Genomic DNA, 21,545 nt, shown 5'->3' with positions numbered 1-21,545 from the left:
TGTGATAAAAGATGCTATTCAAATGAACAAAAGTGAGCAAGCGCAAATAAAGGAATTAAAAGCCAACATTGACGGGGTCCACAGATTTACCGATGGAACTGACAAATATGGCATGCTGATCATCGCCAGGGGAGAGCTGCTGTTCTTTCAGGAAAATGATAAAGGACTCCTTTGCGAAATATCGGCAAGATATTCCCTGATTAATCCCAAAACAATAAAGCAGTGGGATAATGGCGATAAAATATCAGAAGAAGAAAAAGATCAGATATTAGCAAAGATCATCCACTTTTATAAAATAGCTTATAAAAACGATCTGACGGTCTACAAAGAATAATCCACAATGATTTACAAAATTGACGCAAAAAAACTGCAGTTTGAGTTCATTCAAGAATTAAAGAATGACAGAACAGTTGCTCCGATGATAGAAGATAATAAAACAGCAGGCTATAAAATCAGAATTATACAACGCGGAGAACATCTTTTCTATCAACAAGGCGACCGTGCTTTTATATGCGACATACAGATACGTGACAATATTTTGTTTACCGATAGTATAAAAAAAAGGGATGATGGAACAACAATTACAGATGAAGAGAAAGCCATAATATTTGAAAGGATAGAATCTTATTTTAAAAACTACCAGAAGATAGATATACGGCTCTATCCATAACTAAAGGATTTCCAGCAAGCGAAAAAATTATGCACTACATCTCCCCTGCAGACATCGCCAACAGAGACACAGGTCTGCCTTCCATTTTCCTGGCAGGTTCAATAGATATGGGGAAAGCAAACAAATGGCAAGCTGATTTTATCAACCAAATACAGGCATATGAAGCACTTAAAAACGTTAATATCTTTAATCCACGGAGAGAAGATTGGAATAGCTCCACCCCACCCCATGCAGACAATCCCCAATTTCATCAACAAGTAAATTGGGAGTTAAATGCTCTGGAAGCAGCAGACTATATCGTGATGCGTTTTGAAGCCTCATCACTCGCTCCTGTAACATTATTGGAATTAGGACTATATGCAACAAGTGGAAAACTGCTTGTTTCCTGTGCACCGGAATTTTGGAGAAAAGGAAATGTGGATATTATTTGCCGCAGGTATGACATACCGATGTTCGACAACGTCCAGGAGATAATAAGCCATTTAAACTTCTTGTTAACGCAATAATAAATGCCAGTAGATACGATAATAAAACACGAAGGAGCAATTTGGAAAGAATTTGAAAAGCCAATTCTGGAAGGCAAAAACCCAATAACATATATAAAAATATAATACCAGCCATAACAATGACTGATGCATTAAATCAAATACTAGCTATTGTTAACGCTACCGGAAAACTTAAAGCCGACGGTATCCCCACATCATTAATCAATCAACTTTCTGAACAGGAAAAGCAACAGGTTGAAAATATCCTGGTTAAAATAACCTTGTCAAATGATCTGACCGGACTGGAAGCGCTAGCGGCACTAAGAACTGATAAGGCAGTTCAGACAATTAAAACTATATACGACCAAACGGGCAATGACAATATCCTTAAAATAAAACTGGCAAAATTACTATGGGAAGCTACCAATGACAATGACTATTTGAATGTCATCCTTAAAGATTTTGGACCACAAAACAATACTGACAAACTAACCTTAATATCAACCTATTTACAGTTACCGCCACAAACCGTTCCTGATGAGCGATACATGGCTATCATAAATCAGGAATCTTATCAGCCTATGCGGTTCCAAGCAGGGAAAGGTTTATTGTATAATCTTAAGATACTCACAAGAGAGACGGATGTACAATTCGGTGATCCGCTGCACGATTTGCTACGAAGATTATCTAACGAAAATCCGGAAACGAGGGCGGCCGCACTAAAGGAAGTTCGGCTGTTAGCAACCAATAAGCATTAGAAACAACTATCCAAATTACTATCATTCATGTTATACAACCTATATGAATGCTGTATCTTTTGAAAATTTCCTTCAACAACACAATGCCCAAGGTAGACAAAAAGCAGAGGGCTACGATTTACGCATGTTCAAGGACATGCAGCTCGACGAATTAACCCAGGCAAAAGAGCTATTACAGTCCTCCTTGTTAAAGGGAGATTTAAGCACCATACAGCCACTGGTCTACCTGGCAGATGAAAAGATCATTGAAAGTCTGATCGCTACCTTTCAAAAGTTCCAGTCTGGTATATTTAACCCCAGGGCGCTTACAAAATTTTCGCTGGCTAAAGATCTATGGTCTCTTACAAACGATCCTATTTACCTGAAAGTTTTCGAGGAAGATCTTTTCCTGAAGTTTACAGCGGAGAGGCTGCAAATCATTGACTATATCAAAAATTTACCTGACAGGGAACTAGCCCGGCAAAAGCTGCTGGTGTTCGCTGAACGGGATGAAGATGAATATGTACGAGCAGAAGCAGCTAAGGCATTATTTAGGATAAACTCACTGGACTCCGAAATAGACCTTAAACAAGAGCCATACCAGCACATCATCAAAGGCTTAATGAGCGAAGATGCTATCCTGCAAAAAAAAGCTTTCAAGGAATTACAACAGATCCTTACATAAACAGGTTAAGAAAGTAAGCCCCCATGACATACATCCAATCCCAAATCACGCTTATCGACGAAAAAATAACAAAAGGCTACCCCGCGCCTGCTGTAGATTTCAACGATCCCAACTGGACAGAAAAACTAAGCGTTATAGAATTGGCATATAGAGAAAAAGTAAAGGAAGAACTTTTACATATAAAACAGGCCATAAACGAATACCTGGAAAAAGAACATTACAGGAACATACCAGAAGTAGCCTGCTACATTCGTACCACCCGCAAATTAAACGGCTACCTGATACCTACAATCGATGAAATAGCGGCCGATCATAAGAATTTATTACTAGCGCTGGCCCTTTTCATCATGCGGGACCTGATGCCTGATGCCCGGGACGAGCTGGTATATTTCAATAATCTGATGCAGGAATGCCGGAAGCACAAAATAGACTATGCTCCATATATCAAAAAACTACTGCCACTCGCCGGCGATAAAGTCAGGTTTGGTAACTATTCCGTGAAAAGCGTGTTTGAAAGCGCCCCCTACCTATGCGCCTCATAATAATTCACCTCCACCGCACCGCGCAACCTTTCCATTTCCTCCGCTGACAGCTCCGGGGCACTCACCGCAGCCAGGGCATCCTGTAATTGCTCCGGCGTACGGATGCCCACCACGGCCGCCGTAATGGCCGGCTGCTGTAATACAAAGCGCAGTGCCGTTTGCGCCGGCCCCCGCTGTGCATTGGATACAGCCTTTACCAAATTTGCTGCCTGTGACACTTCCTGGGAAGTATAATTAAGATAAGCAGCAGCAGGCTTATTCACCAGCAATCCCTTCGCTACACTGCCGCGGGCCAGCACGCCGATGTTGTGCTGCTGCAACAAGGGCAGGCAACTTTCCTCCGGCCGCCTGTCCAGCAGGCTGTATTGCATCATTACGCTGACGATGCGCGATCTTTTCACATATTCCCGGATCACGTTGGGCCGGATGGAAGAAATACCATAATAGCGGATCTTACCCTGCTGCTGTAATTGCTCGAAGGCTTCAATGGTTTCGTCAATAGGATCGCTCAGGGTGCCGCCGTGCAACTGGTACAGGTCAATGTAATCCGTTTGCAGGCGCTGCAGGCTGGCCTCTACGGCAGACAGGATATATTCCTTCCGGGGGTTCCAGTCCCAGCCGTTGCCATCAGGCCGCCACTGGTTGCCCACCTTGGTGGCAATGACCACCTCCTTACGCCGGCCCTGCAGGGCGCGGCCGAGCGTGCTTTCATTCTGTCCGCGGTCATACAGGTCTGCCGTATCAAAATAGTTGATCCCGGCCTCCAGCGCCTGGCCTATTAAAGCGGCATTGGCAGCGTCGGTGCCTTGTAATGACATACTGCCGAAAGCGATCTCGCTAATGTTTAAAGTAGAGCTTCCCAGTGTGTGATAGTTCATACGGCAAAACTAAAAAGGATAATCCAATTTTCTCCGGCCTTACGGACGAGGAGAAAAGGCGCATACCTAAAATAGATGGCAGCAACAAGACCTTCGTAGAGGTCTCTTCCAGGCCGGCGCCCAAGCTGGTGTGCCCGGTGCTGCCGGCCTATACCACCAGTTGCGACAGCGCTTTGCCGGCCAGGGCAAGACCTAAATAACACCAGCGCCGGGTGATATTGAGTAGGCGAAAAACATAACTACCGGGGTTACCAACATAACCGGCCAGGCTACCGGCTGAGCCGGTTTATGTTTTTTATAACCCGGGGGGCTGTGAACATAACCCGGTTTGGGTAAAAGCATAACCAGTTTGTGTTTTACCCAAACCGGCCTGGATTGGAAGCCACCCGGTTTATCTTTTACCCAAACCGGTTTGCTTTTGCAGCCCCTCAGTTTGTATCCGGGGTAAACTGGTTGGGGATAATAACCGGGCTGGTTTATGTTGGAAGCCCCCTGGTTTGGGTAAAAAGTAAACCGGTTTACCTTTTACCCAAACCAGTTTGGTTCCTGACCCCCTCCCCCCACTCCCCTGAGGGGGGTAAGGGGTAGCACGCCCTGCCGTACCGGCTTTGTAAATGGAGGTTAATCAACGGATGAGAGGCCGGCGCTTCTTTTACAGCGGTTTATCAGCGCCTGCAGGTCCTGGGCCAGGTCCTCAGCTATGGTAAGTATGGTTTTCAGGTCTTTCCTGCTGTGGGCATGGTAATGCTTTATAAAGTAATGATACTCATAAGATTGCCATTGACATTCGCTTAATACAAAATCCTTGAAGCTCTCAGGCAGCTCATGTATCCTGGCGTGCAGGATACCTAGGATATGGAAGTGGCGGGTTTTGGACATATGCTACCATTTTTGGGGGTGATGAATAAATAAGTTGCATGGTCAATGCAAAAAACAACACAGCGAATATAAGCACAATTTGCATTTAAAATACAAATATTATCATTTTAAATTGAAATATTTGTATTAATAATACTGTTTTTATTTAAAATCAGTTACTTAGGGTTTACTATATTCGTGTTTATGGCAAATCAGCTAAGATACAACAGGATAAAAGCTACCCTGGCCCTGAAAGGGAAAACCCAAAACGAACTGGCAGCGCATTTAAAAATGTCTATCTATACAGTTTCAAAATGGTGTACGAACAAAACGCAACCCGCCATTCCCGACCTCTACGAGATCGCAAAGTTCCTGGATGTAAATGTCTGCGAATTGCTGGAGCCCAATCCTTCATAACCTTGTTCATCACTACCCAAATCATTTACAAATGACCAGTACTAACAAACCACCCGGCATACCCACCACCCTTTTTCCTTTCCTTTCGGTAAAGAACGGCGCCAGCGCAGTAGAATTCTACACCACCGCATTCGGCGCGGCTGTAGCAGCCCGGTTTGATGGGCAGGATGGAAAGCTGATGGCGCAGCTCTTCATTGAAGGCGCTGAATTTTGGGTAGGTGACGAGGAGCCGGAATTTGGCAATTACAGCCCCGAAAGCATTGGCGGAAACCCGGTACGGCTCATCCTCACCGTTAGCGATCCCGATGCTGTTTTCGCCAGGGCAGTGGAGGCCGGCGCTACCCAGATATGCCCGGTCACTACAGAAGAATCGTGGAAAATAGGAAAGTTGAAGGACCCCTTCGGGCATATCTGGGAAATAGGACATCCGCTGCACGAAGCGTAGCTTCTCCTTCGCATCATTCCTCCCGGTACCATACAAACTGCCCCAGCTTAAGTGCGGTAATGTAGACATTATTTAAACCATCCCCGACAGGGAAAGGCCGTGATTAACCAAACAATTCCTGTAAAAACTGGTCCTTGCTTTTATTAAAATGAGCTGCAATATCGGAGAGGATTGCAGACAAAGTACCGACTTTCAAGGGGTCATGCGCCGGTATTGTAATGTGATGTTGCCCATTTTGTTCGGTAGTGAGCCGGATGTGGCTACCGGTCTGACGGGTTACGATATACCCATAGGGCTTCAGGTATTTGATCAGGTCGTGTCCGCTGATGTCTCTTGGCAACCTCATGCCGCAATCACTTCTTCCCTTACAATATGTAAACGGATAATCCGCTTCTTTTCATCATCAAAATGACAATGCACCGCATCTATTACGGCTGCTTTCAGCGCTTCTATCGTTTCCGCCTGCGTATAAATGGAAACCCCCAGGCCTTTTGCTATAAAACCACCTTCCGGGCTTTCCTCCACCATAAAGATTAACTCTTCCATACATTCAATTTTAGCAAATTTATTGTTTTATCCTGCTCCCGCCAAACATATACCGGCTCCCGACATCCGCTCCCCTCCGTATATTGTCCGTATGCCCTCCTGAGCGAAGCATAGTTCTCCATTGCATCACTCCTCCCGGTACCACACAAACTGCCCCAGTTTAAGCGCCGTAATCGCAGTACCTTCCGCTACAAATTCATAGTGTATGCTATACCCGTTACGGCCTTCCGCCTTGAAACGGTCTGCCCCTTCGGCCACCAGGGGACTGTCGGGTAAAAGGTAAGTGGAATACAACTGGTCCTGCTCCAGGAAGATCTTCAGGCTGCCATACCCCCCGGGCAGGCGGTAAGTGCCCACATATTTCCTGATATCCCGGGGGGAAGGATGATGCTCATAAAGCGGGTTCACAATACCGGCGAGCTGCCCGTTTATTTCATTAAAATCCACATCACCGGCATTCGTTAATATTACCCAGCCCACGCGGCTGCGGGGATTGAAAACCACCACGCAGCGATAGCCGGGAATAGCCCCTTCGTGCAGCACATATGGGAAAGCTGGCTTCCAGCCAATCTTCAGGTAGCGCATCATGGCATTGCTCTGCGGGGTCAGCACTTCTGCGGTGTCGCCATCATTTTCAAACTGGCCGCTGATATATTTCAGCATATCCCCGGTGGTAGAATAAATGCCGCCGGCATACAAGGCAGCATATGGCCTGAAAGCAGGCACCCGGTCCATAGTTTTCATAGCATCATTATAGCGGTATCCCCTGGCCACCGGGTCATTCCCCGTGTTATCCAGGAAACCGCTGTTTTTCATACCCAGCGGGTTGAAAACATGCTCCCTTATGTATTCCCGGTAACCTGCTTTTGCCGCCCGCTGCAGCGCTATTCCCAGGATGCTGTAGCCCAGGTTGGAATAATGCCGGTCATTATGATGTATATAATCATAGGGAGGATATTCCAGCTTTATAAACTGCAATGACCGCAGCAGTTCCTCGTCTGTAGAAAACCAGCCAAACGGGTCATTCCGCTCCCCCAGTGCCCACCGGTCCCAGGAAACCGTAAAGTTGTAATCCGCCGGCGTGTTACGCGGGAGGCCGGCGGTATGAGTAGCCAGTTGGAACAAGGTGGTGGGGGCTGTTTCCGGGAAGTCCGATCTCACTTTATATTCCGGCACATATTTCCGGACATCATCGTCCAGGCGCACCACGCCTCGCTCTGTTAACTGCATCAGCATAGTAGCGGTAAAGGTTTTGGTGACGGACATCACAGGAAATTTTGAATCTACCGTTACCGGCGTCTTATGCTCCAGGTCCGTATATCCCAGGGCTTCGGAAAAGATCATTTCGTGATCGTGCACAATGCCCACCACCACACCGGGGGCATGATGCTTATCCTTAAAAGCCGCTACGGCAGATTGCAGCCTGGCTGCAATGGTATCGTGCAACTGGTGCTGCCCGTAACAAAACAACCGGCAAAGCATCCCTGCAAGCACCAGTAAGACAGTAAAGTATCCTCTCATGATCTGTTGGTTTTAAGACTCCCTTGCTTCACAAGAACGCTGCCATACCGGTATCCCTTTCCAGTGGCGGCCCCGCGTATCCGGGCATGTCCGGATACGAACACCGTTGTCTGGTTCCGGACATCCGCTCACATAAACCTCCTTGCATCTACCGCTCCCCCTCCGTATATTGTCCGTATGAACAAGCTGATACTTACCGGCCTGCTGCTCTGCGCAGGCATTACAGGAGCCACCCTGCAGGCGCAGGCCCAGCAAAAGCAGCCCGTACTGAACCATATCGCCATCTCCGTATACAACCTGGAGAAAAGCACCGCCTTTTACCGGGATGTGCTGCTGATAGATACCATGCCGGAACCTTTCCATGACGGCAAACATACCTGGTTCAAAATAGGCGGGCACAGCCAACTGCACCTGATCGAAGGCGCAAAGGAGATCACGGAACATGACCGCGGGTCGCACCTGTGCTTCAGCGTGCCATCTGTAGATGATTTTATTGTACGCCTGAACCAGCGCAAGATACCCTTCATCAACTGGAAGGGAGAAAAACAGCAGTTCAATGTACGGGTGGATGGCGTAAAGCAGCTCTACATCCAGGACCCGGACGGCTACTGGATAGAGATCAACGACGATAAATACTAGGGCTATTTGGCACCTTCCAGTTCTGCGCGGGTTGAGTGATCCGTATAGGGGCGGTATCGCACCTGCTCTATTTTCAATACCACGGGGTTGGGCCATTTGTTATTGGTGTAAAAGCGCTGCCCGTTCACCGCGCTGATCACCAGCCCTATGGGGGTATTCTCTACATATACCTGTGCATCAAAATTCTTTTTGTACTCCACCAACTGGCCGCCAAAGCCCAGCACAGAAACTTTGGTACGGCTGCTGCCCTGCAGGGTTTTCAGCACCAGCTCCTTACGTTCCCCGTATTTCCAGGCCTCGCCGCCGGACACAAAGGCATATACGGCGCTGCTGTCCTTTGCGCAGGTAAACCATATGTTGCCTTCGCGGATAATGTGCCAGGGGCGGATGCCGGCCACCGCTTCCCGGTTGGCCAGGTGCCAGAGGGCCAGCTCGCGCAGCAGGGCATCCTGCTCCGTTTGTATCTCCCCATCGGGTTTGGGGCCTACGTTCAGCAGCAGGTTGCCACCTTTGGCCCGTGTTTCTATCAGCATATTGATGATCTCCGTACCGGATTTCTGTGGATCATTGGTAGGCTTGTACTGCCAGTCCGTTCCCATGGTAAAGCAGGCCTCCCAGGGCCCGGGCACCGGCTGGTCCGGCAACTCCTGCTCCGGCGTTCTCATCTGTCCGCGGGTTACTACAATATCCGGCTGCAGTTCCCAGGCGTATTCCTTCAGTCCTTCGGCCGGCCCGTCAAAAAAGATGATGTCTATTTTACCGTAGCGCGTCAGCAGCTCTTTTACCTGTGCCTTGTCATAAGCCATCAGGCCGGGATTATTGGCGGGAAAATGCTGCGGGTGCTGCATCCGGCCAATAGGAATATCGTGCTGGTAGCAATAGTAAAAATCCTCGGGGGAAAAATACAGGCCAATGGCAATGCCCTGTTTGCGGAAAGCCGCGATGACGGCCTGCAGGGCATCCCGCTTAAAAGGCGTGTGCATTACATTAAAATCCGTGGTCTGCGTATCCCACATGCAAAACCCGGCGTGGTGCTTGGCGGTGAACACTACGTATTGCATACCCGCCAGCTTTGCCAGTACCGCCCACTCCTCCGGGTCAAATTTTTTTGGATGGAAGGTTTGGGGTAATTCCGTTGTGAAGCGCTGCAGGTATTGTTCAGATGCGCCGGCCATGGAATGGCTGATCACCGCGCCCAACTGCACATCCACGCTCCAGTGAATGAACATGCCCAGCCCCATATCCATGAACCATTGTTCCCTTTCGGGCTTGTTGGCCGTTTGCTGCGAGAATGCGGTAGTGCTGTTCAATAATGTCCATAGCAGGAAGAAAGGGAGCATACGCATGGTGATATGGCTTGTTTGCTACCCAAGATATAAAATTGACCGCTTCAGGTTAAAATACTTTGTCACAATGAGAAAATTTTTATTTTCGTGCTTATGGAGCAGGTGCAAAATGGCCATTCCGTCTACATCCTGAAAACCGGGAAGAACCTTTACAAGATCGGCAAAACGCAGGATCTGCAGAAAAGGCTGGCTTCCTATCACACCCACCTGCCCATTATTTTCCGCGTAGTACGGCAATACACTACCCCCCGCATGGATGAGCTGGAAGAGAACCTGCACACCATATTCCAGCACCGGCGGGTAAAAGGAGAATGGTTTGAGCTGCACCCCGACGATCTTATTATCTGCGATAACATTGCCCGCAGCTATGCCCGGGTACAAACCCGCCGGCATGCCCGCGGACAGCGCCAGGAGCTGCATTTCAGCAGCAATCCTATGCTGCAGATGCTGGCGGCCAATGAAAAATACCTGCACGATTACTCCCGCATAGCGGACGACCTGCAACTGGGCCTGAGCATCGACGAAGTATTCATACTGCACGACGGCGAGGTAAGCAAAACCATCATTGCCACCGTAAAAAAGCTCCTGCAATACCGCACCCCCAACGCTGCCTTCCTGGGCCAGTGGTGGTACATTGTAAATGACCTTGGCGCCGGTATGAGCGAGAATAAAGTGCTGGAAAAATACAAGGGACAAACCAGCCGCACCACCGTACAGATGATCAAGCGGATACTGAAGCACCAGATGTATTGAAATTTTGTACTTTACCTTAATGAAACGCATACTCTTCCTCTCCCTGCTGCTTTGCAGCGCCTTCACCGTTTTTGCCCAGTCCCGACCCTCCAAAACCGCCGGCTATTTTCCGCCCCGCGGGGAATGGGAGCACCGCGCACCGGCACAACTGGGACTGGACACGGCACAACTGCAGGCGGCCATCCGCTTTGCACAGGAGAACGAATCCAAATATCCCCGCAACCTGGAGCTGACCCAGGCCATCCAGTTTGGCAAAGAGCCATACAGCGCAGGCATCGGGCCCTTCTCCAACCGGGGTGACGCTACCGGCGTGATCGTGTACAAGGGATATATTGTAGCGGAATGGGGCGAGCCTTTTCGGGTAGACATCACCAACAGCGTGACCAAAAGTTTTTTATCCTCCGTGGTAGGCGTGGCCGTAGACCAGGGCCTGATCCGCAGCGTACACGATACCGTCGCGCCCTACATACCGCCCATAGAAGTATATGACCCGCTGACGCCGGGCGGCCACCCGATGCTGTACCCTTTTGCCAGCGCGCATAACCGCAGCCTTACCTGGGATGTGATGCTGCGGCAAACCAGCGACTGGGAAGGCACCCTCTGGGGCAAGCCCGACTGGGCAGATCGTCCGGCAGGCAATGACCCGGAGGAATGGCTGCACCGTAAAAGGAATACGCCCGGCAGCGTATGGAAATACAATGATGTGAGAGTGAACGCGCTGGCGCTGGCTGCTACCTGCGTATGGCGGCAGCCTTTGCCGCAGGTGCTGAAAACCCGTATCATGGACCCCATCGGCGCGTCCAACACCTGGCGCTGGTATGGTTACCGCAATGCCTGGATCGTGCTGGACGGTGCACCGGTACAATCCGTAAGCGGCGGCGGGCACTGGGGCGGCGGCATGTTCATCAATGCCTATGACATGGCCCGCTTCGGGCTGCTTACCCTGCACCGCGGCAAGTGGAACGGCCGGCAACTGCTTTCTGAACAATGGGTACAACAGGCGCTCACGCCTACCCCCGCGCATCCCACCTACGGCTATATGAACTGGTTCCTGAACACGGACCATCAACTGCTTCCCAACGCGCCGGTTACGGCTTTTGTGCATATCGGCAACGGCACCAACATGGTGTATGTAGACCCGGAGCATGAGCTGGTGGCCGTGGTAAGATGGCTGGAGTACAAAGCCATGGACGGGATGGTGAAGCAGTTACTGCAGGCGGTTCGGTAGTTCCCCCCATAAAAAAGCCCCGCCTTCCGGCGGGGCATATCTGCTTATGAGGAAGTCTTTGCACCGACTTCCAGGCGTTTACCTGAGCATCAGTTAGAAAACTGGTTTCTCATTCTCTTGGACCTTTATAGGTAAATTTCTCTTCAAAATGCGTTCTTTCAGCGCCAGCCTGCACCAGGTAGTAGCTCACCTCAAAGGAAGCGATCTTGCCGTCGCTACCAAACGTGATCTTGTTCACGCCGGTAGGGTCCAGTTTGGCAGAGCGGCTCAGGGAGCCGGCGCCCTGGCCGAAGTAGTTAACCACTTCCGTCACATTCCCGTCAGTATCAAAGAAGAATACCGGGCTGTAGCTGCCATAGTAGGAGCCGCCCGTGCCGCTCCTGATAGGATGGGCGTACTCACGCACATAATTACCATTATCATATAAAGCGATGGAATTACCGGTATAGGTCACCAGGTCCATATCCAGCGGATACCAGCCGGTAAGGCTGGCACTGGTTGCGTCTACCATGGTGCCGGTCATTTCATACACGCCGTCATATTCATTGCGGGCGGCTACTGAATACAGGGCAATGCCAAAGTTGCCGCTGATAATGCCGGAGGAAACGGAAGCGATCTTTAAGGGCACGGCATAGTTCAGGTCAAAGTCAAATTCGGTGGTCCGGGTAAAGGTTACCTGTACCTGCGCCCGCTGCTCTCCTTTTTTGATCACGGCAGTGGCCGGGAACTCAAACATGTCGGCGGTCGCCATGGTATAGTCAACGCCGTCCTGTTCCGCATTATAGGCGGCTACCGCTGCCTCATCCACTTCCAGGATAACAGTAATATCCTGCGGAGCCGTGGCCTCCGGACCGGAGTAGCTCAGGTTCACATTGAACTGGGCGCTTTGCCCTACTTCCAGGCTGCCCAGGTCTATCGCATACCTGGGGTGAATAGCACCGGCGGGAGAAGCAATGGACCCGGTATTGGCAAATTCAATCACGTTGTTGGACTGGGCGGGATCCACTGCCAGGTGGTCCTTCAGGCAGGAGGTGAACGCCAGCGTTACAAGGGCAAGTGATGCTTTCTTTATGATGTGTTTCATTAGCTCTTTTTTTATCTGATTATCTCTGTTTACTGTAAAGCCCAGAAAATAAATGAATTATAGGCGCTTATCCCCTTCGGCACATTGGTGGAGTTGTTAGCCGCCTCCGTGTTGGGATACAGCACCCGGGTAGGCAGCCTGTCCGGGCGGCTGCTGATGGATTGCGTGGACGCAAAAGTGAGATAAGGATCGGTAGATCCGTTCACGATAACAGGATAATGCGTTCTGCGGTATTCGTTCCAGGCTTCATGACCATGAATAAAGTTCAGCGCAATATATTTCTGCGTGATGATCGCCTCGATCTGCTGCTGCTGGTTGGCAGCCAGGTCAAAGTGCACCAGGTAGCTGGCAGGGTTCATATCCAGGTAGCTGGCATAATCCGTTGCCGGCACCCAGTTGTTATCATAAGAACCATCGGGCTTCCTGTACAGGTAGCTGTAGGAGGCCAGCACGCCGTTGTCAAACAGGGTTTTAGCGTCGCCGCTGCCCAGGATGCCGCGCACCACTGCTTCAGCCTGCAGGAAATAGCTTTCCGCCGCCAGCAGGATGGGTTGTCCCCAACCGGGCGACTTAAAGATGCCGATGCTGTTGCCCGCATCCCCACTGCCCCTGCTGGAACCTGCATTGGCGCCGGACAGCCAGGCGCCGCCGGTAGGTGCAGAGGGTACGTCGTTGCTTTCATAGCCCAACTGGTTGGAAGTGGTGTTGGGAAATTGATAATAGATGGCGTAACCACGGTAATCATCCAGCTTATGACCATCGTAAAAACCGAGGATGAACTTGCTGGGTATCCAGGCCCTGTTGCCGTTGGAACCGGTGTAAGAATATACCCAGGTGTTCCAGGCCGGGTTCTGCTTGCCGTTGTCTTTAATATAACCGGGATTTACGATCGCATCTGTGTCCAGGAAACCGGCATCATCAAAGGAAGTATTGGTAAAGGTCACTTTGCCGTTGCCGCGTATCATCAGGCGCAGCTTTACCGTGTTGGCAAACTGCAACCAGTGCTCCATGTCCCCGTCAAACATCGGGTCGGCAACACCCAGGTCCTTTACGTTGCTGGTGCTGCTGGCGTGCTGGCGCTCCTCCGTTGCGTTAATGATGCTGATGGCGGAATCCAGTTGAACGGCCAGGTCAGCGTATATATCCTCCGCCTTATCATAAACCGGTGTCAGCTCGCCTACGCCCTTTAATGCTTCGCGGTAGGGCACATCATTGTAGGCATCTACCAGTAGCTGGAAATTCATGGCCTTCATAATACGGGCCACGCCGTTGAAGTAGCCGTAATCCGGCAGGGCCTCCGTCTGGTCTATCACGTACTGGAAATCATTCAGCAGGTCATACGTAGAGCTCCAGAGGCCGGAGTAGGTGGAGCCGCTGAAATTGTAGGTAACGGCCGACCCGAAGCCGCCGTAACCGCCCGCATTGGCGGCATAGCCTACCAGTTGCGAGCCGTAGTTGTTAAAGCTGCTGATGTTGCTGGCCGTATATACCAGCGCCTGCGGCAGCACCACTTCCGGCGTACCGGAGGTAGCGGTGTTCGGGTTGTCATTAATGTCAAGATATTTTTTACAGGAACTACCCAGTGCGACGATCCCTATGGATATAACAAGTATTAATTTCTTCATTTTGTTGCTGTTTTTTTAAGATGCTTTAGAATGTCAATGACACGGTGGCGCCGTAGAAGCGGGAAGGAGGCGTTTGCCCCAGGCCGGTAAGGCCAATCCCGTTGCTGTCATTGCCGGCATCGCTGTACTCAGGGTCCGTGTAATAATTCGATTTAGCCATCCATACAAACAGGTTACGGGCCTGCACGCTGATGCTTGCCCCTTTGATCACGCCTGTTCTGCCCAGCACGGAAGCCGGCACATCATAGGTCAGTGCTATTTCCCTCAGCTTCCAGAAATCGCCGGAGGTAACGTAGTTGGAAGCCACGTTCCTGTTCTCCTCATTTGTCCAGAAGCCGGAGTTACCATTGCCATCCCGCACGGTGATGTTGGTATTTTCAATATATACGCCCGGGTGGTTCGGATCTTCGTACACGGAGTTAGGGAATACAAAGCGCTCGCGGTTAAACGCGGCTGTTCTGTAACCGGTACCGGACCAGTCCAGTTCCATGCCCATCCGGTTGTATACTTGGTATCCGCCACGGTATTCCATGAGCGCGGAGAAGCGGAATTGCCGGAAACGTACGTTCAGGTCCAGGCTCAGGCGGTGGCGGGCCACAGCATTGCCCAGTATCTTGATGGTATCATCCACCAGCGGTGTGCCGGTAACGCGGTCCACGATCACGCGGCCCTGGGGATCGCGGGAGTAGTCCCTGCCCATTATTACCGGGAATATCTCGCCGGCTACTGCATAGGAACCGGTATTGTCCGTGTAGGAAGCCAGGGACAGGCGGGGCAGGTCGGCGCTGATGTTATTCACTTTATTGTCCAGGAAAGTATAGTTACCGCCTACGGTCACATCCAGATCGCCGGTACGTACAGGCGTAACATGCGCGGTTACTTCCAGGCCCTGGCTGGTAGTCTGACCACTGTTCACACGGTAGGTAGAAAAGCCGGTAGCGTTGGATACGCTGGTGTTTACGGTCTGGTTGTCCGTTTTGGTGCTGTACCAGGTTACGGTAGACACGATACGGTCGTCCAGCAGGTTCAGGTCAAAGCCAACTTCATAGCCTTTGGTGATCTCCGGCTTGAGGCTGGCGGATACCAGGGTATTGTTTACCGTATAGCCGGCTACGCCGTTGTAAGGATAACCATTGGCCTGGTCAAAGGTCTGCTGCAGGAAATAAGCACCAAAGTTGCTGGATGAGCCCAGGTTCACCTGGCCCACTTTAGACCAGCCGCCTCTTACTTTCAGGTAAGTAATCGTGCGGCTCTCTTTCAGCACACGGATAGCGTCGCTGGCTACGAAAGACAGGTCAATGGAGGGATAGAAGAAAGACCGGTTCTCGGGAGCCAGTGTAGACACCCAGTCATTACGGCCCGTACCATGCAGGAACAGGAAGTTCTTATAGCCGATACGGAAGTCGCCATAAATACCCATCTGCCTGGCTTTATAATTCGCCTCGGTGGCTGTCGGGTTAGAGGTGCTGTTGCTTACGTTATACAGGTCGGGGATAGTGAGGCCGCTGGCGCCGATGTTTATAAATTTGGACTCGTCCTGGCGCCACTGGCCGCCCGTGATCAGGTTAAAGCTGAAATCACCGTATTCCTTGCGGAACTGGGCGAAGAAGTCAGTGAGCAACTGCGTGGTATAACCGGTTCCATCGGATACGCTGGCCGGGATGTCTGACTTGGAGCCGCTGGTGGTCTCTGCATAAGAGGTATAATCAAATGCGCCTACCCATGCCTTGGAAGACAGGTTCCTGGTGGAGATACCCTGGCGGGCCGTGATATCTATCCAGTTGAGCGGGGAGTACTTCAGCTCGAGGTTGCCGGTCAGGTAGTCGTTCCGGGTTTTTGACCGGTAGTTGTCCACGGTAAAATACGGGTTCTGGTACCAGGGGTTATAGAACCCGTTCGGGTTGGCGAACTTGTCGGTCTGCCAGTTCTTATACTTGGTGATATCCACGTTCTGCGGCATGTTCAGCAACTGCGTGTACATGCTGGCGGTTTGCGTGGTGATATCGTACCTGTTCTGCGTGTAGGCAATGCTGTAAGCAGCATTCACCTTGTTGCCCACCTTGCGGGTGCCGTTAGCGCGCAGGGTGGCGCGGTTGTATTTATCTTTCGGCGTGGTGCCTTTTACGGTGGCATACTGGCCGGACAGGTAGAGGGTGGACTTGTCGTCTCCATTGGTAACGGAAAAGTCCGTCTGGTTGGTGATGCCGGTTTCCCAGAAATTGTTATGCTCTTTATTACCGCTATAAGTGGCCTGGTCCTGGCTGCCGTCTTCCAACGGCTCGCCCAGTTCTACGATGGAGCCGTCAAAGGCGGGGCCGTAAGACTGGTTTTCCAGGTTGGAGAAGGCCGGGTTGCCATTCGCGTCATAGCCATACGCGCTGCCACCCGCACCATAAGCGTATTGCAGCTTGGGGAAAAAGGCTACGGACTCCACGGTGGTGGTATTGGATACGTTCACCGCGGTAACGCCTTTCTTCCCTTTCTTGGTAGTAACAATGATAGCGCCGTTGGATGCCTGGGAACCGTAGAGCGCGGCAGCGCCGGCGCCGTTCAGCACCGTTACGTCTTCCACATCCTGCGGGTTCAGGTTGCCCAGCACCTCGTTCGGCACAATTACGTTGTCCAGCACCACCAGGGCCTGGTTGTTACCGGTCAGGGAACGTTGTCCCCTCAATATCAGGCGGTAGTTGGGATTCACGCCGCCGCCGGTAGCATTGATCTGCAAACCGGCTACTTTGCCCTGCAGGCCGCCGGCAATGTTCACCGCTTTACCGGCCACCAACTGGTCTGCTTTTACCAGTGTGTTGGCGGTACCTATTTCGCGGCGTTTGGATTTGATACCACCGGCTGTTACGATCACTTCTTCCAGTACAGAGGTGTTTACTCTCAGCACGATCCGCAACGGCGCGGTAGACTCTACGGTCACTTCCTGCGTTTCATACCCTACGGAGCGGATCACCAGGGTAGTGCCCACTTCCACGTTGAGCTCAAACTGACCATCGCCGTCCGTAACGGTGCCCACGCTTTTACCTTTCAACTGTACCACGGTGCCGGGTATCGGCGCCCCGTCTGTACCCACTACGATCCCTTTAATGGGCGGCAGGGCAGGCAACTCTCCGGCTGCCAGCCTGGAGGAAGCTTCCGCTTTCCTTTTAATGATCACTACTTTATCGACAATGGTATAGGTGAGCGGCTGCTCATGAAAACAAAGGCTCAAAGCAGACTCTATGTTGGCATTCCTGACATCCAGGTTAACCTGCCGGGTGTCCTTCAGGTCTTCTTTCGAGTAAAGGAAAGAGTACCCTGTTTGTTGCTGTATTTCTTTAAAGGCGCGTGTCAGCGAAATGTTCTTTAAAGAAAGCGTAATGTTTTGCGAAGCGCCTGCGGTAGCGGGAAGGCAAAGGCCCAATAGCAGGACGGATGACAGGAATAGCCTAACAAGCCTGTTTTGACACCAGACGGTGAAGATCATAGATTTGATTTTGGTTGATGAGTTAATAAAATATCAGAACACGATGGTTTAGACGACCCATAGGTACGGGATGTGACCGACATCTGACGTCCCCATTAACGGGCATTGATTTTGTTGTTTCTTACATTAACAGTTGGCGTTTTTTTTAAGGTGAATAAATAGACAACGGTTGCATTACATTGCAGCATCACTATGTTTACGGTTGTGTTACTATAACTTTCCTTCCTTCAATCCTGAACTGCACCCTGCCGGTCAGTTCCAGCATGGTCAGCAGCTTTGATACCTGCACATCCCTAGGGATGGTGCCTACAAAATGATGACCAGGTAAAGGGCCTTCATATACGATCTCTGCGTCGTACCATCTTTTTACCTGCCGCATCACGGCTGCTATGTCCGCATCGTCAAAGGAGAACCATCCATCTTTCCAGGCGGCAGCGGCATCGGGATCTGCATCGTCTATCAATCGCTGGTCGCCGCGCGGCCATAGCTGCAGTTGCTGGCCGGGGTGCAGCACGCTGCTGCGGCTGTCCCGGTTAACTCTTACGGCACCTTCTATCAGCGTGATACAGGTGGCTGCTTCATCCCGGTAGGCGTTTACGTTAAAACGGGTACCCAACACCGTGATCTCTGCGCCGTTCACCATCACCGTAAACGGCCTGTTGGGCTGTTGGGCCACTTCCAGGTAGGCTTCGCCGGTAATAGATACCTTACGGCCTTCTTTGCCAAAGGCTACCGGGTAAGTGATCGAGGAAGCGGCATTCAGCCATACCCGGCTGCCATCCGGCAGCAGCAGCCTGAACTGGCCGCCCAGTGGCGTTGCCAGCGTATTATAACCGCGGGCTTTCCCCGCCGCGCCATGATTGTTATATACCAGTTCCCCACTGTCCAGCCGGAAGGCCTGCGCATTTTCCAGTTGCGCCAGCGCATTGCTGTCGTTGGTGTGCAGGGCGATGGATGCGCCATTGGCCAGGGTAAGGGTGGCCTTACTGTCTCCCGGTGGAATATCATTCCGGAACCGGCCGTTGCCGGCCAGTGTGGTCTCCTGCTGCGGGTTACGCGGCAGCAGGAAATAAATACCGGCAGCCACCGTCAGTATGACAGCAGCGGCGGCTACCCTGGGTAGGGTAAATAACCGTCTTACGATGGGCTTTTCGCCGGTAGTGCCGCCGGCGGCCGGGTTTTCAGACGGTATGATCTTGTTGTATAAATGCTCCCAGTCCACCACCGCGTCCCCTTTCCCGGGCTGGATGTTTTCCAGGTGGTGGTCTATCACCTTTTGCAATGCATCGCGCATTGCCGGATCTCCGACATACTCAAAAAACTCCTGTAACTCTGCTGCTGTACATGACCCTTTGATATACTGTCCATATAAATAAGCTAAGCGATCGGCATTTCCACGCATCATCCGGTGGTGATTTTGGTCTTACTAATACATACAGACTGTTTTTAAAGATGATGGTACCGGCAAAAATGAAAAAATTTTAAACTTTTTTTGATCAAGGTTGATCAAGATTAATATGTATTAAAATTTATATACTTAGGAGATTGTAGAGGATCTGCTCGTTATCAGACGTTTAGCAGTATATATATAATAATGGACAACAATTCGGAATGTCCGGATAGATATATTTTAACATATTTTAATATATCAGTCAGGTTGTTTTTTACGGTTTGTACGGAGATGCCCATTTGCTGGGCTATTTCCTGGTGGGTAAGGCCATCGCGGCGGCTGAGCCAGAAGATCGCCTGCTTTTTTTCCGGCAACTGCGCCACCGCCTTGTAGATCAGTTCCTGGCTTTCGCGGGATGCCAGCAGTTCCTCGGTCAGGTTCTGGAACTGGAAGCGGGAAATGCTGGTCCATACAGCCTGCATCGCCTTTTTATCCTTTGCCATACTGGAGAGGAGGTCCAGCGCACGGTTGCGCGCCATGGTATAAATATACTTGCGGGGGTAGCTTACCTGGGCTAACTGGGCCCTGTTCTCCCATAATTTTAAAAAAATGTCCTGCACAATTTCTTCTGCTTCCAGTGTAGAATGAGACAACTGGCGTGCAAAAACGAAGAGCCGTTCCCTGTACATTTCAAACAGTTGCCGGAAAGCGGGTTCACTTCCTGCCGCTATCTGTGAAAACAGTTCAGTTTCTGTTGTAAAGTTCTCTTGCATTGCATCCGTTAATTGTCCTTTTTTGGCCGGATGGACCCTCTCATTAACATTTTCCACTAGCATTGTGCGTCTTGTTCAATAGTACGATAGACCCCGCCTGCCGGCGGCCTCCCCCTGGGAAGATGTAAAATGCCTGGCTCTGATAAACCCAATTGCTCTTTAGTGTTGTAGAATTAAAAATAGTCGAAAAAACATTTCTATTTTATGAAAATATTTAAATGAGGCTATTTTTCATGGTCCATTTTCGTGTTATTTTCTTACTGCTGTCAGCGGCCCTGCCACCCGCCCAACCGTATTACTAAATTGTTATAACCTGCCTGCCGGCGTGGTGGTACAGGATGGGTACACTAATTTTGGGAAACCTACAACTGTTACTATGAAAAGGCAAACTTTCATTGCTGCCGCCTTATGCCTGGCAGTAATGTGCTCCCTGTTTGGCTGTACTAAAAAACTTCGTGTCCAGGCGGCGCACTACGGTGCGCCGCTGTCTTTTAAGCGCACCACCACCTATGCCGGCCCCGATGCCACGGAGGCGGACGGCAGCGTGCCGCTGAATAGCTGGATGGCCACCATCCCGGATCACTACAGCCTGGCGCAGCTTTCCCTGCCCGGCACACACAATGCCTGCGCACGGTATGAGCCCATTGGCGGAACGGCCAGGTGCCAGGCGCTTACGCTCAACGAACAACTCAATGCGGGCATCCGCTTCCTGGACATCCGCTGCCGCCATGTGAACAATGCTTTTGCCATCCACCACGGGGCCATTTACCAGCGTATCCGCTTTGAGGAAGTGCTGGCCGCCTGCGCCAACTTCCTGGACAACAATCCCAGCGAGTGCATCATCATGAGCATCAAGGAAGAATACACGCCCTCCCATAACACCCGCAGTTTTGAACAGAGCTTCGACGCATATGCGCGCCGCTATGCCGCCAAATGGTACCTGGGCGCTGCCATTCCCCCCATTGGCAGCGTAAGGGGCCGCATCGTGCTGCTCCGGCGCTTTGCCGCCAGCCAGGCAATCAAGGGGATCGACGCTTCCCGCTGGGAGCACAATGCCACCTTTACCATCCATAATGCCCAAAGCCGCATCCGGGTACAGGACCAGTTCGTAGTACCGGACAACCAGGCCAAATGGCATAACAGCACGGCCCTGCTCCAGGAAGCCAGCTCGCGGGAAACGGAAACCCTGTACATTAATTTTACCAGCGGCTACCGGCCGGCCCTGTTCCATATCCCGGACATCCAAACCGTGGCCAACGTAATGAGCGGCCATATTACCGATTACTTCAGCGCCCACCCACAGGGCAGGTACGGCATTATCGCCATGGATTTTGCCGACCCGCGGAAAGCCGCGCTGATCATTGCCACCAATTACCGCCACCATGCGCCGGTGTTAACATATGCCCTGAACCAGGTAAAATAAGATCAGCGGTTTTAGCAAGGAGGTATTA

The 21,545-nt window shown here is 51.0% G+C and carries 24 protein-coding genes; 13 read left to right on the top strand and 11 right to left on the bottom strand.

What is annotated here, in order from left to right; genetic code table 11:
• Position 1 precedes the first annotated feature (1 nt).
• The 6 genes from LX66_RS10005 (at position 2) to LX66_RS09980 (ending at position 3,119) form a co-directional block, all read left to right on the top strand.
• The gene (locus LX66_RS10005) at positions 2-334 is read left to right on the top strand and encodes a hypothetical protein (protein WP_145712600.1); all 333 of its coding nucleotides are present in this window, start codon (positions 2-4) and stop codon (positions 332-334) included.
• 6 nt (positions 335-340) lie between these two features.
• A complete protein-coding gene (locus LX66_RS10000) occupies positions 341-670 on the top strand; it encodes a hypothetical protein (RefSeq protein ID WP_145712597.1) in 330 nt (109 codons plus the stop codon).
• A gap of 29 nt (positions 671-699) precedes the next feature.
• The gene (locus LX66_RS09995; protein WP_145712594.1) at positions 700-1,176 is read left to right on the top strand and encodes a nucleoside 2-deoxyribosyltransferase domain-containing protein; all 477 of its coding nucleotides are present in this window, start codon (positions 700-702) and stop codon (positions 1,174-1,176) included.
• 119 nt (positions 1,177-1,295) lie between these two features.
• A complete protein-coding gene (locus tag LX66_RS09990) occupies positions 1,296-1,913 on the top strand; it encodes a hypothetical protein (RefSeq protein WP_145712591.1) in 618 nt (205 codons plus the stop codon).
• A gap of 43 nt (positions 1,914-1,956) precedes the next feature.
• Positions 1,957-2,577: a hypothetical protein gene (locus LX66_RS09985; RefSeq protein WP_145712588.1), complete on the top strand. Its 621-nt coding sequence runs from the start codon at positions 1,957-1,959 to the stop codon at positions 2,575-2,577.
• A 23-nt stretch (positions 2,578-2,600) separates the two neighbouring features.
• Positions 2,601-3,119, top strand: a complete 519-nt coding sequence (locus LX66_RS09980) for a hypothetical protein (protein ID WP_145712585.1) — start codon at positions 2,601-2,603, stop codon at positions 3,117-3,119.
• On the opposite strand, the gene LX66_RS09975 is transcribed toward LX66_RS09980, so the two are convergent.
• The gene (locus LX66_RS09975) at positions 3,101-3,997 is read right to left on the bottom strand and encodes an aldo/keto reductase (RefSeq protein WP_145712582.1); all 897 of its coding nucleotides are present in this window, start codon (positions 3,995-3,997) and stop codon (positions 3,101-3,103) included. The genes LX66_RS09980 and LX66_RS09975 overlap by 19 nt on opposite strands.
• Between LX66_RS09975 and LX66_RS09970 the strand changes: the two genes are divergently transcribed.
• Positions 3,982-4,197 (top strand): hypothetical protein, encoded by a 216-nt coding sequence (locus tag LX66_RS09970; RefSeq protein WP_145712579.1) that lies wholly within the window; start codon positions 3,982-3,984, stop codon positions 4,195-4,197. The two genes, LX66_RS09975 and LX66_RS09970, sit on opposite strands and share 16 nt — an antisense overlap.
• A 421-nt stretch (positions 4,198-4,618) precedes the next feature.
• Here the strand turns inward: LX66_RS09970 and LX66_RS09965 are convergent, their stop codons facing one another.
• On the bottom strand, positions 4,619-4,876 hold the full coding sequence (locus tag LX66_RS09965) for a hypothetical protein (RefSeq protein WP_145712576.1): 258 nt from the start codon (positions 4,874-4,876) through the stop codon (positions 4,619-4,621).
• Positions 4,877-5,059: 183 nt separating this feature from the next.
• Here LX66_RS09965 and LX66_RS09960 point away from each other — a divergent pair, with 183 nt between their 5' ends.
• Both LX66_RS09960 and LX66_RS09955 read left to right on the top strand, forming a co-directional pair.
• Positions 5,060-5,272: a helix-turn-helix transcriptional regulator gene (locus LX66_RS09960; protein ID WP_145712573.1), complete on the top strand. Its 213-nt coding sequence runs from the start codon at positions 5,060-5,062 to the stop codon at positions 5,270-5,272.
• A gap of 31 nt (positions 5,273-5,303) precedes the next feature.
• On the top strand, positions 5,304-5,717 hold the full coding sequence (locus LX66_RS09955) for a VOC family protein (protein ID WP_145712570.1): 414 nt from the start codon (positions 5,304-5,306) through the stop codon (positions 5,715-5,717).
• A gap of 103 nt (positions 5,718-5,820) precedes the next feature.
• Here the strand turns inward: LX66_RS09955 and LX66_RS28620 are convergent, their stop codons facing one another.
• The 3 genes from LX66_RS28620 to LX66_RS09940 all read right to left on the bottom strand — a co-directional run bounded on the left by LX66_RS28620 (position 5,821) and on the right by LX66_RS09940 (position 7,784).
• Complete coding sequence (locus LX66_RS28620; RefSeq protein ID WP_145712567.1) at positions 5,821-6,063, bottom strand: type II toxin-antitoxin system HicA family toxin; 243 nt, start codon at positions 6,061-6,063, stop codon at positions 5,821-5,823.
• Positions 6,060-6,263, bottom strand: a complete 204-nt coding sequence (locus tag LX66_RS09945; RefSeq protein ID WP_145712564.1) for a 2-oxoisovalerate dehydrogenase — start codon at positions 6,261-6,263, stop codon at positions 6,060-6,062. Before LX66_RS09945 ends, LX66_RS28620 begins: the two co-directional genes overlap by 4 nt.
• Before the next feature lie 126 nt (positions 6,264-6,389).
• The gene (locus LX66_RS09940; protein WP_145712561.1) at positions 6,390-7,784 is read right to left on the bottom strand and encodes a serine hydrolase; all 1,395 of its coding nucleotides are present in this window, start codon (positions 7,782-7,784) and stop codon (positions 6,390-6,392) included.
• 177 nt (positions 7,785-7,961) lie between these two features.
• Here LX66_RS09940 and LX66_RS09935 point away from each other — a divergent pair, with 177 nt between their 5' ends.
• On the top strand, positions 7,962-8,423 hold the full coding sequence (locus LX66_RS09935; protein ID WP_145712557.1) for a VOC family protein: 462 nt from the start codon (positions 7,962-7,964) through the stop codon (positions 8,421-8,423).
• A gap of 2 nt (positions 8,424-8,425) precedes the next feature.
• Here LX66_RS09935 and LX66_RS09930 read toward each other — a convergent pair whose 3' ends face one another.
• Positions 8,426-9,769 carry an alpha-L-fucosidase gene (locus LX66_RS09930; protein ID WP_145712554.1) on the bottom strand — a complete coding sequence of 448 codons (1,344 nt, stop codon included), beginning with the start codon at positions 9,767-9,769 and terminating at the stop codon, positions 8,426-8,428.
• A 93-nt stretch (positions 9,770-9,862) separates the two neighbouring features.
• Here LX66_RS09930 and LX66_RS09925 point away from each other — a divergent pair, with 93 nt between their 5' ends.
• Positions 9,863-10,522, top strand: a complete 660-nt coding sequence (locus LX66_RS09925; protein WP_145712551.1) for a GIY-YIG nuclease family protein — start codon at positions 9,863-9,865, stop codon at positions 10,520-10,522.
• Between the two features lie 19 nt (positions 10,523-10,541).
• A complete protein-coding gene (locus LX66_RS09920; protein WP_145712548.1) occupies positions 10,542-11,750 on the top strand; it encodes a serine hydrolase domain-containing protein in 1,209 nt (402 codons plus the stop codon).
• Between the two features lie 109 nt (positions 11,751-11,859).
• Here the strand turns inward: LX66_RS09920 and LX66_RS09915 are convergent, their stop codons facing one another.
• From LX66_RS09915 to LX66_RS09895, 5 genes are all read right to left on the bottom strand, one after another.
• On the bottom strand, positions 11,860-12,834 hold the full coding sequence (locus LX66_RS09915; RefSeq protein ID WP_145712546.1) for a DUF1735 domain-containing protein: 975 nt from the start codon (positions 12,832-12,834) through the stop codon (positions 11,860-11,862).
• A 29-nt stretch (positions 12,835-12,863) separates the two neighbouring features.
• A complete protein-coding gene (locus LX66_RS09910) occupies positions 12,864-14,459 on the bottom strand; it encodes a SusD/RagB family nutrient-binding outer membrane lipoprotein (protein ID WP_145712545.1) in 1,596 nt (531 codons plus the stop codon).
• A 25-nt stretch (positions 14,460-14,484) separates the two neighbouring features.
• Positions 14,485-17,931 (bottom strand): SusC/RagA family TonB-linked outer membrane protein, encoded by a 3,447-nt coding sequence (locus LX66_RS09905; protein WP_145712542.1) that lies wholly within the window; start codon positions 17,929-17,931, stop codon positions 14,485-14,487.
• Positions 17,932-18,127: 196 nt separating this feature from the next.
• On the bottom strand, positions 18,128-19,225 hold the full coding sequence (locus LX66_RS09900) for a FecR family protein (protein WP_158642594.1): 1,098 nt from the start codon (positions 19,223-19,225) through the stop codon (positions 18,128-18,130).
• 272 nt (positions 19,226-19,497) lie between these two features.
• Complete coding sequence (locus tag LX66_RS09895) at positions 19,498-20,094, bottom strand: RNA polymerase sigma-70 factor (protein ID WP_158642593.1); 597 nt, start codon at positions 20,092-20,094, stop codon at positions 19,498-19,500.
• Between the two features lie 376 nt (positions 20,095-20,470).
• Between LX66_RS09895 and LX66_RS09890 the strand changes: the two genes are divergently transcribed.
• On the top strand, positions 20,471-21,517 hold the full coding sequence (locus LX66_RS09890; protein WP_145712533.1) for a phosphatidylinositol-specific phospholipase C: 1,047 nt from the start codon (positions 20,471-20,473) through the stop codon (positions 21,515-21,517).
• Positions 21,518-21,545 lie beyond the last annotated feature (28 nt).

This window comes from Chitinophaga japonensis, from assembly GCF_007830125.1.
GTDB classification, from domain to species: domain Bacteria; phylum Bacteroidota; class Bacteroidia; order Chitinophagales; family Chitinophagaceae; genus Chitinophaga; species Chitinophaga japonensis.
This window is presented reverse-complemented; position numbering and strand designations above follow the sequence as displayed.

Excerpts from the sequence above, each read along its gene's own strand:
- LX66_RS10000 (WP_145712597.1), top strand. The coding sequence starts at position 341 with ATGATTTACAAAATTGACGCAAAAAAACTGCAGTTTGAGTTCATTCAA.
- LX66_RS09995 (WP_145712594.1), top strand. The coding sequence starts at position 700 with ATGCACTACATCTCCCCTGCAGACATCGCCAACAGAGACACAGGTCTG.
- LX66_RS09990 (WP_145712591.1), top strand. The coding sequence starts at position 1,296 with ATGACTGATGCATTAAATCAAATACTAGCTATTGTTAACGCTACCGGA.
- LX66_RS09985 (WP_145712588.1), top strand. The coding sequence starts at position 1,957 with ATGAATGCTGTATCTTTTGAAAATTTCCTTCAACAACACAATGCCCAA.
- LX66_RS09980 (WP_145712585.1), top strand. The coding sequence starts at position 2,601 with ATGACATACATCCAATCCCAAATCACGCTTATCGACGAAAAAATAACA.
- LX66_RS09975 (WP_145712582.1), bottom strand. The coding sequence starts at position 3,997 with ATGAACTATCACACACTGGGAAGCTCTACTTTAAACATTAGCGAGATC.
- LX66_RS09965 (WP_145712576.1), bottom strand. The coding sequence starts at position 4,876 with ATGTCCAAAACCCGCCACTTCCATATCCTAGGTATCCTGCACGCCAGG.
- LX66_RS09960 (WP_145712573.1), top strand. The coding sequence starts at position 5,060 with ATGGCAAATCAGCTAAGATACAACAGGATAAAAGCTACCCTGGCCCTG.
- LX66_RS09955 (WP_145712570.1), top strand. The coding sequence starts at position 5,304 with ATGACCAGTACTAACAAACCACCCGGCATACCCACCACCCTTTTTCCT.
- LX66_RS28620 (WP_145712567.1), bottom strand. The coding sequence starts at position 6,063 with ATGAGGTTGCCAAGAGACATCAGCGGACACGACCTGATCAAATACCTG.
- LX66_RS09945 (WP_145712564.1), bottom strand. The coding sequence starts at position 6,263 with ATGGAAGAGTTAATCTTTATGGTGGAGGAAAGCCCGGAAGGTGGTTTT.
- LX66_RS09940 (WP_145712561.1), bottom strand. The coding sequence starts at position 7,784 with ATGAGAGGATACTTTACTGTCTTACTGGTGCTTGCAGGGATGCTTTGC.
- LX66_RS09935 (WP_145712557.1), top strand. The coding sequence starts at position 7,962 with ATGAACAAGCTGATACTTACCGGCCTGCTGCTCTGCGCAGGCATTACA.
- LX66_RS09930 (WP_145712554.1), bottom strand. The coding sequence starts at position 9,769 with ATGCGTATGCTCCCTTTCTTCCTGCTATGGACATTATTGAACAGCACT.
- LX66_RS09925 (WP_145712551.1), top strand. The coding sequence starts at position 9,863 with ATGGAGCAGGTGCAAAATGGCCATTCCGTCTACATCCTGAAAACCGGG.
- LX66_RS09920 (WP_145712548.1), top strand. The coding sequence starts at position 10,542 with ATGAAACGCATACTCTTCCTCTCCCTGCTGCTTTGCAGCGCCTTCACC.
- LX66_RS09915 (WP_145712546.1), bottom strand. The coding sequence starts at position 12,834 with ATGAAACACATCATAAAGAAAGCATCACTTGCCCTTGTAACGCTGGCG.
- LX66_RS09910 (WP_145712545.1), bottom strand. The coding sequence starts at position 14,459 with ATGAAGAAATTAATACTTGTTATATCCATAGGGATCGTCGCACTGGGT.
- LX66_RS09905 (WP_145712542.1), bottom strand. The coding sequence starts at position 17,931 with ATGATCTTCACCGTCTGGTGTCAAAACAGGCTTGTTAGGCTATTCCTG.
- LX66_RS09900 (WP_158642594.1), bottom strand. The coding sequence starts at position 19,225 with ATGCGCGATGCATTGCAAAAGGTGATAGACCACCACCTGGAAAACATC.
- LX66_RS09895 (WP_158642593.1), bottom strand. The coding sequence starts at position 20,094 with ATGCAAGAGAACTTTACAACAGAAACTGAACTGTTTTCACAGATAGCG.
- LX66_RS09890 (WP_145712533.1), top strand. The coding sequence starts at position 20,471 with ATGAAAAGGCAAACTTTCATTGCTGCCGCCTTATGCCTGGCAGTAATG.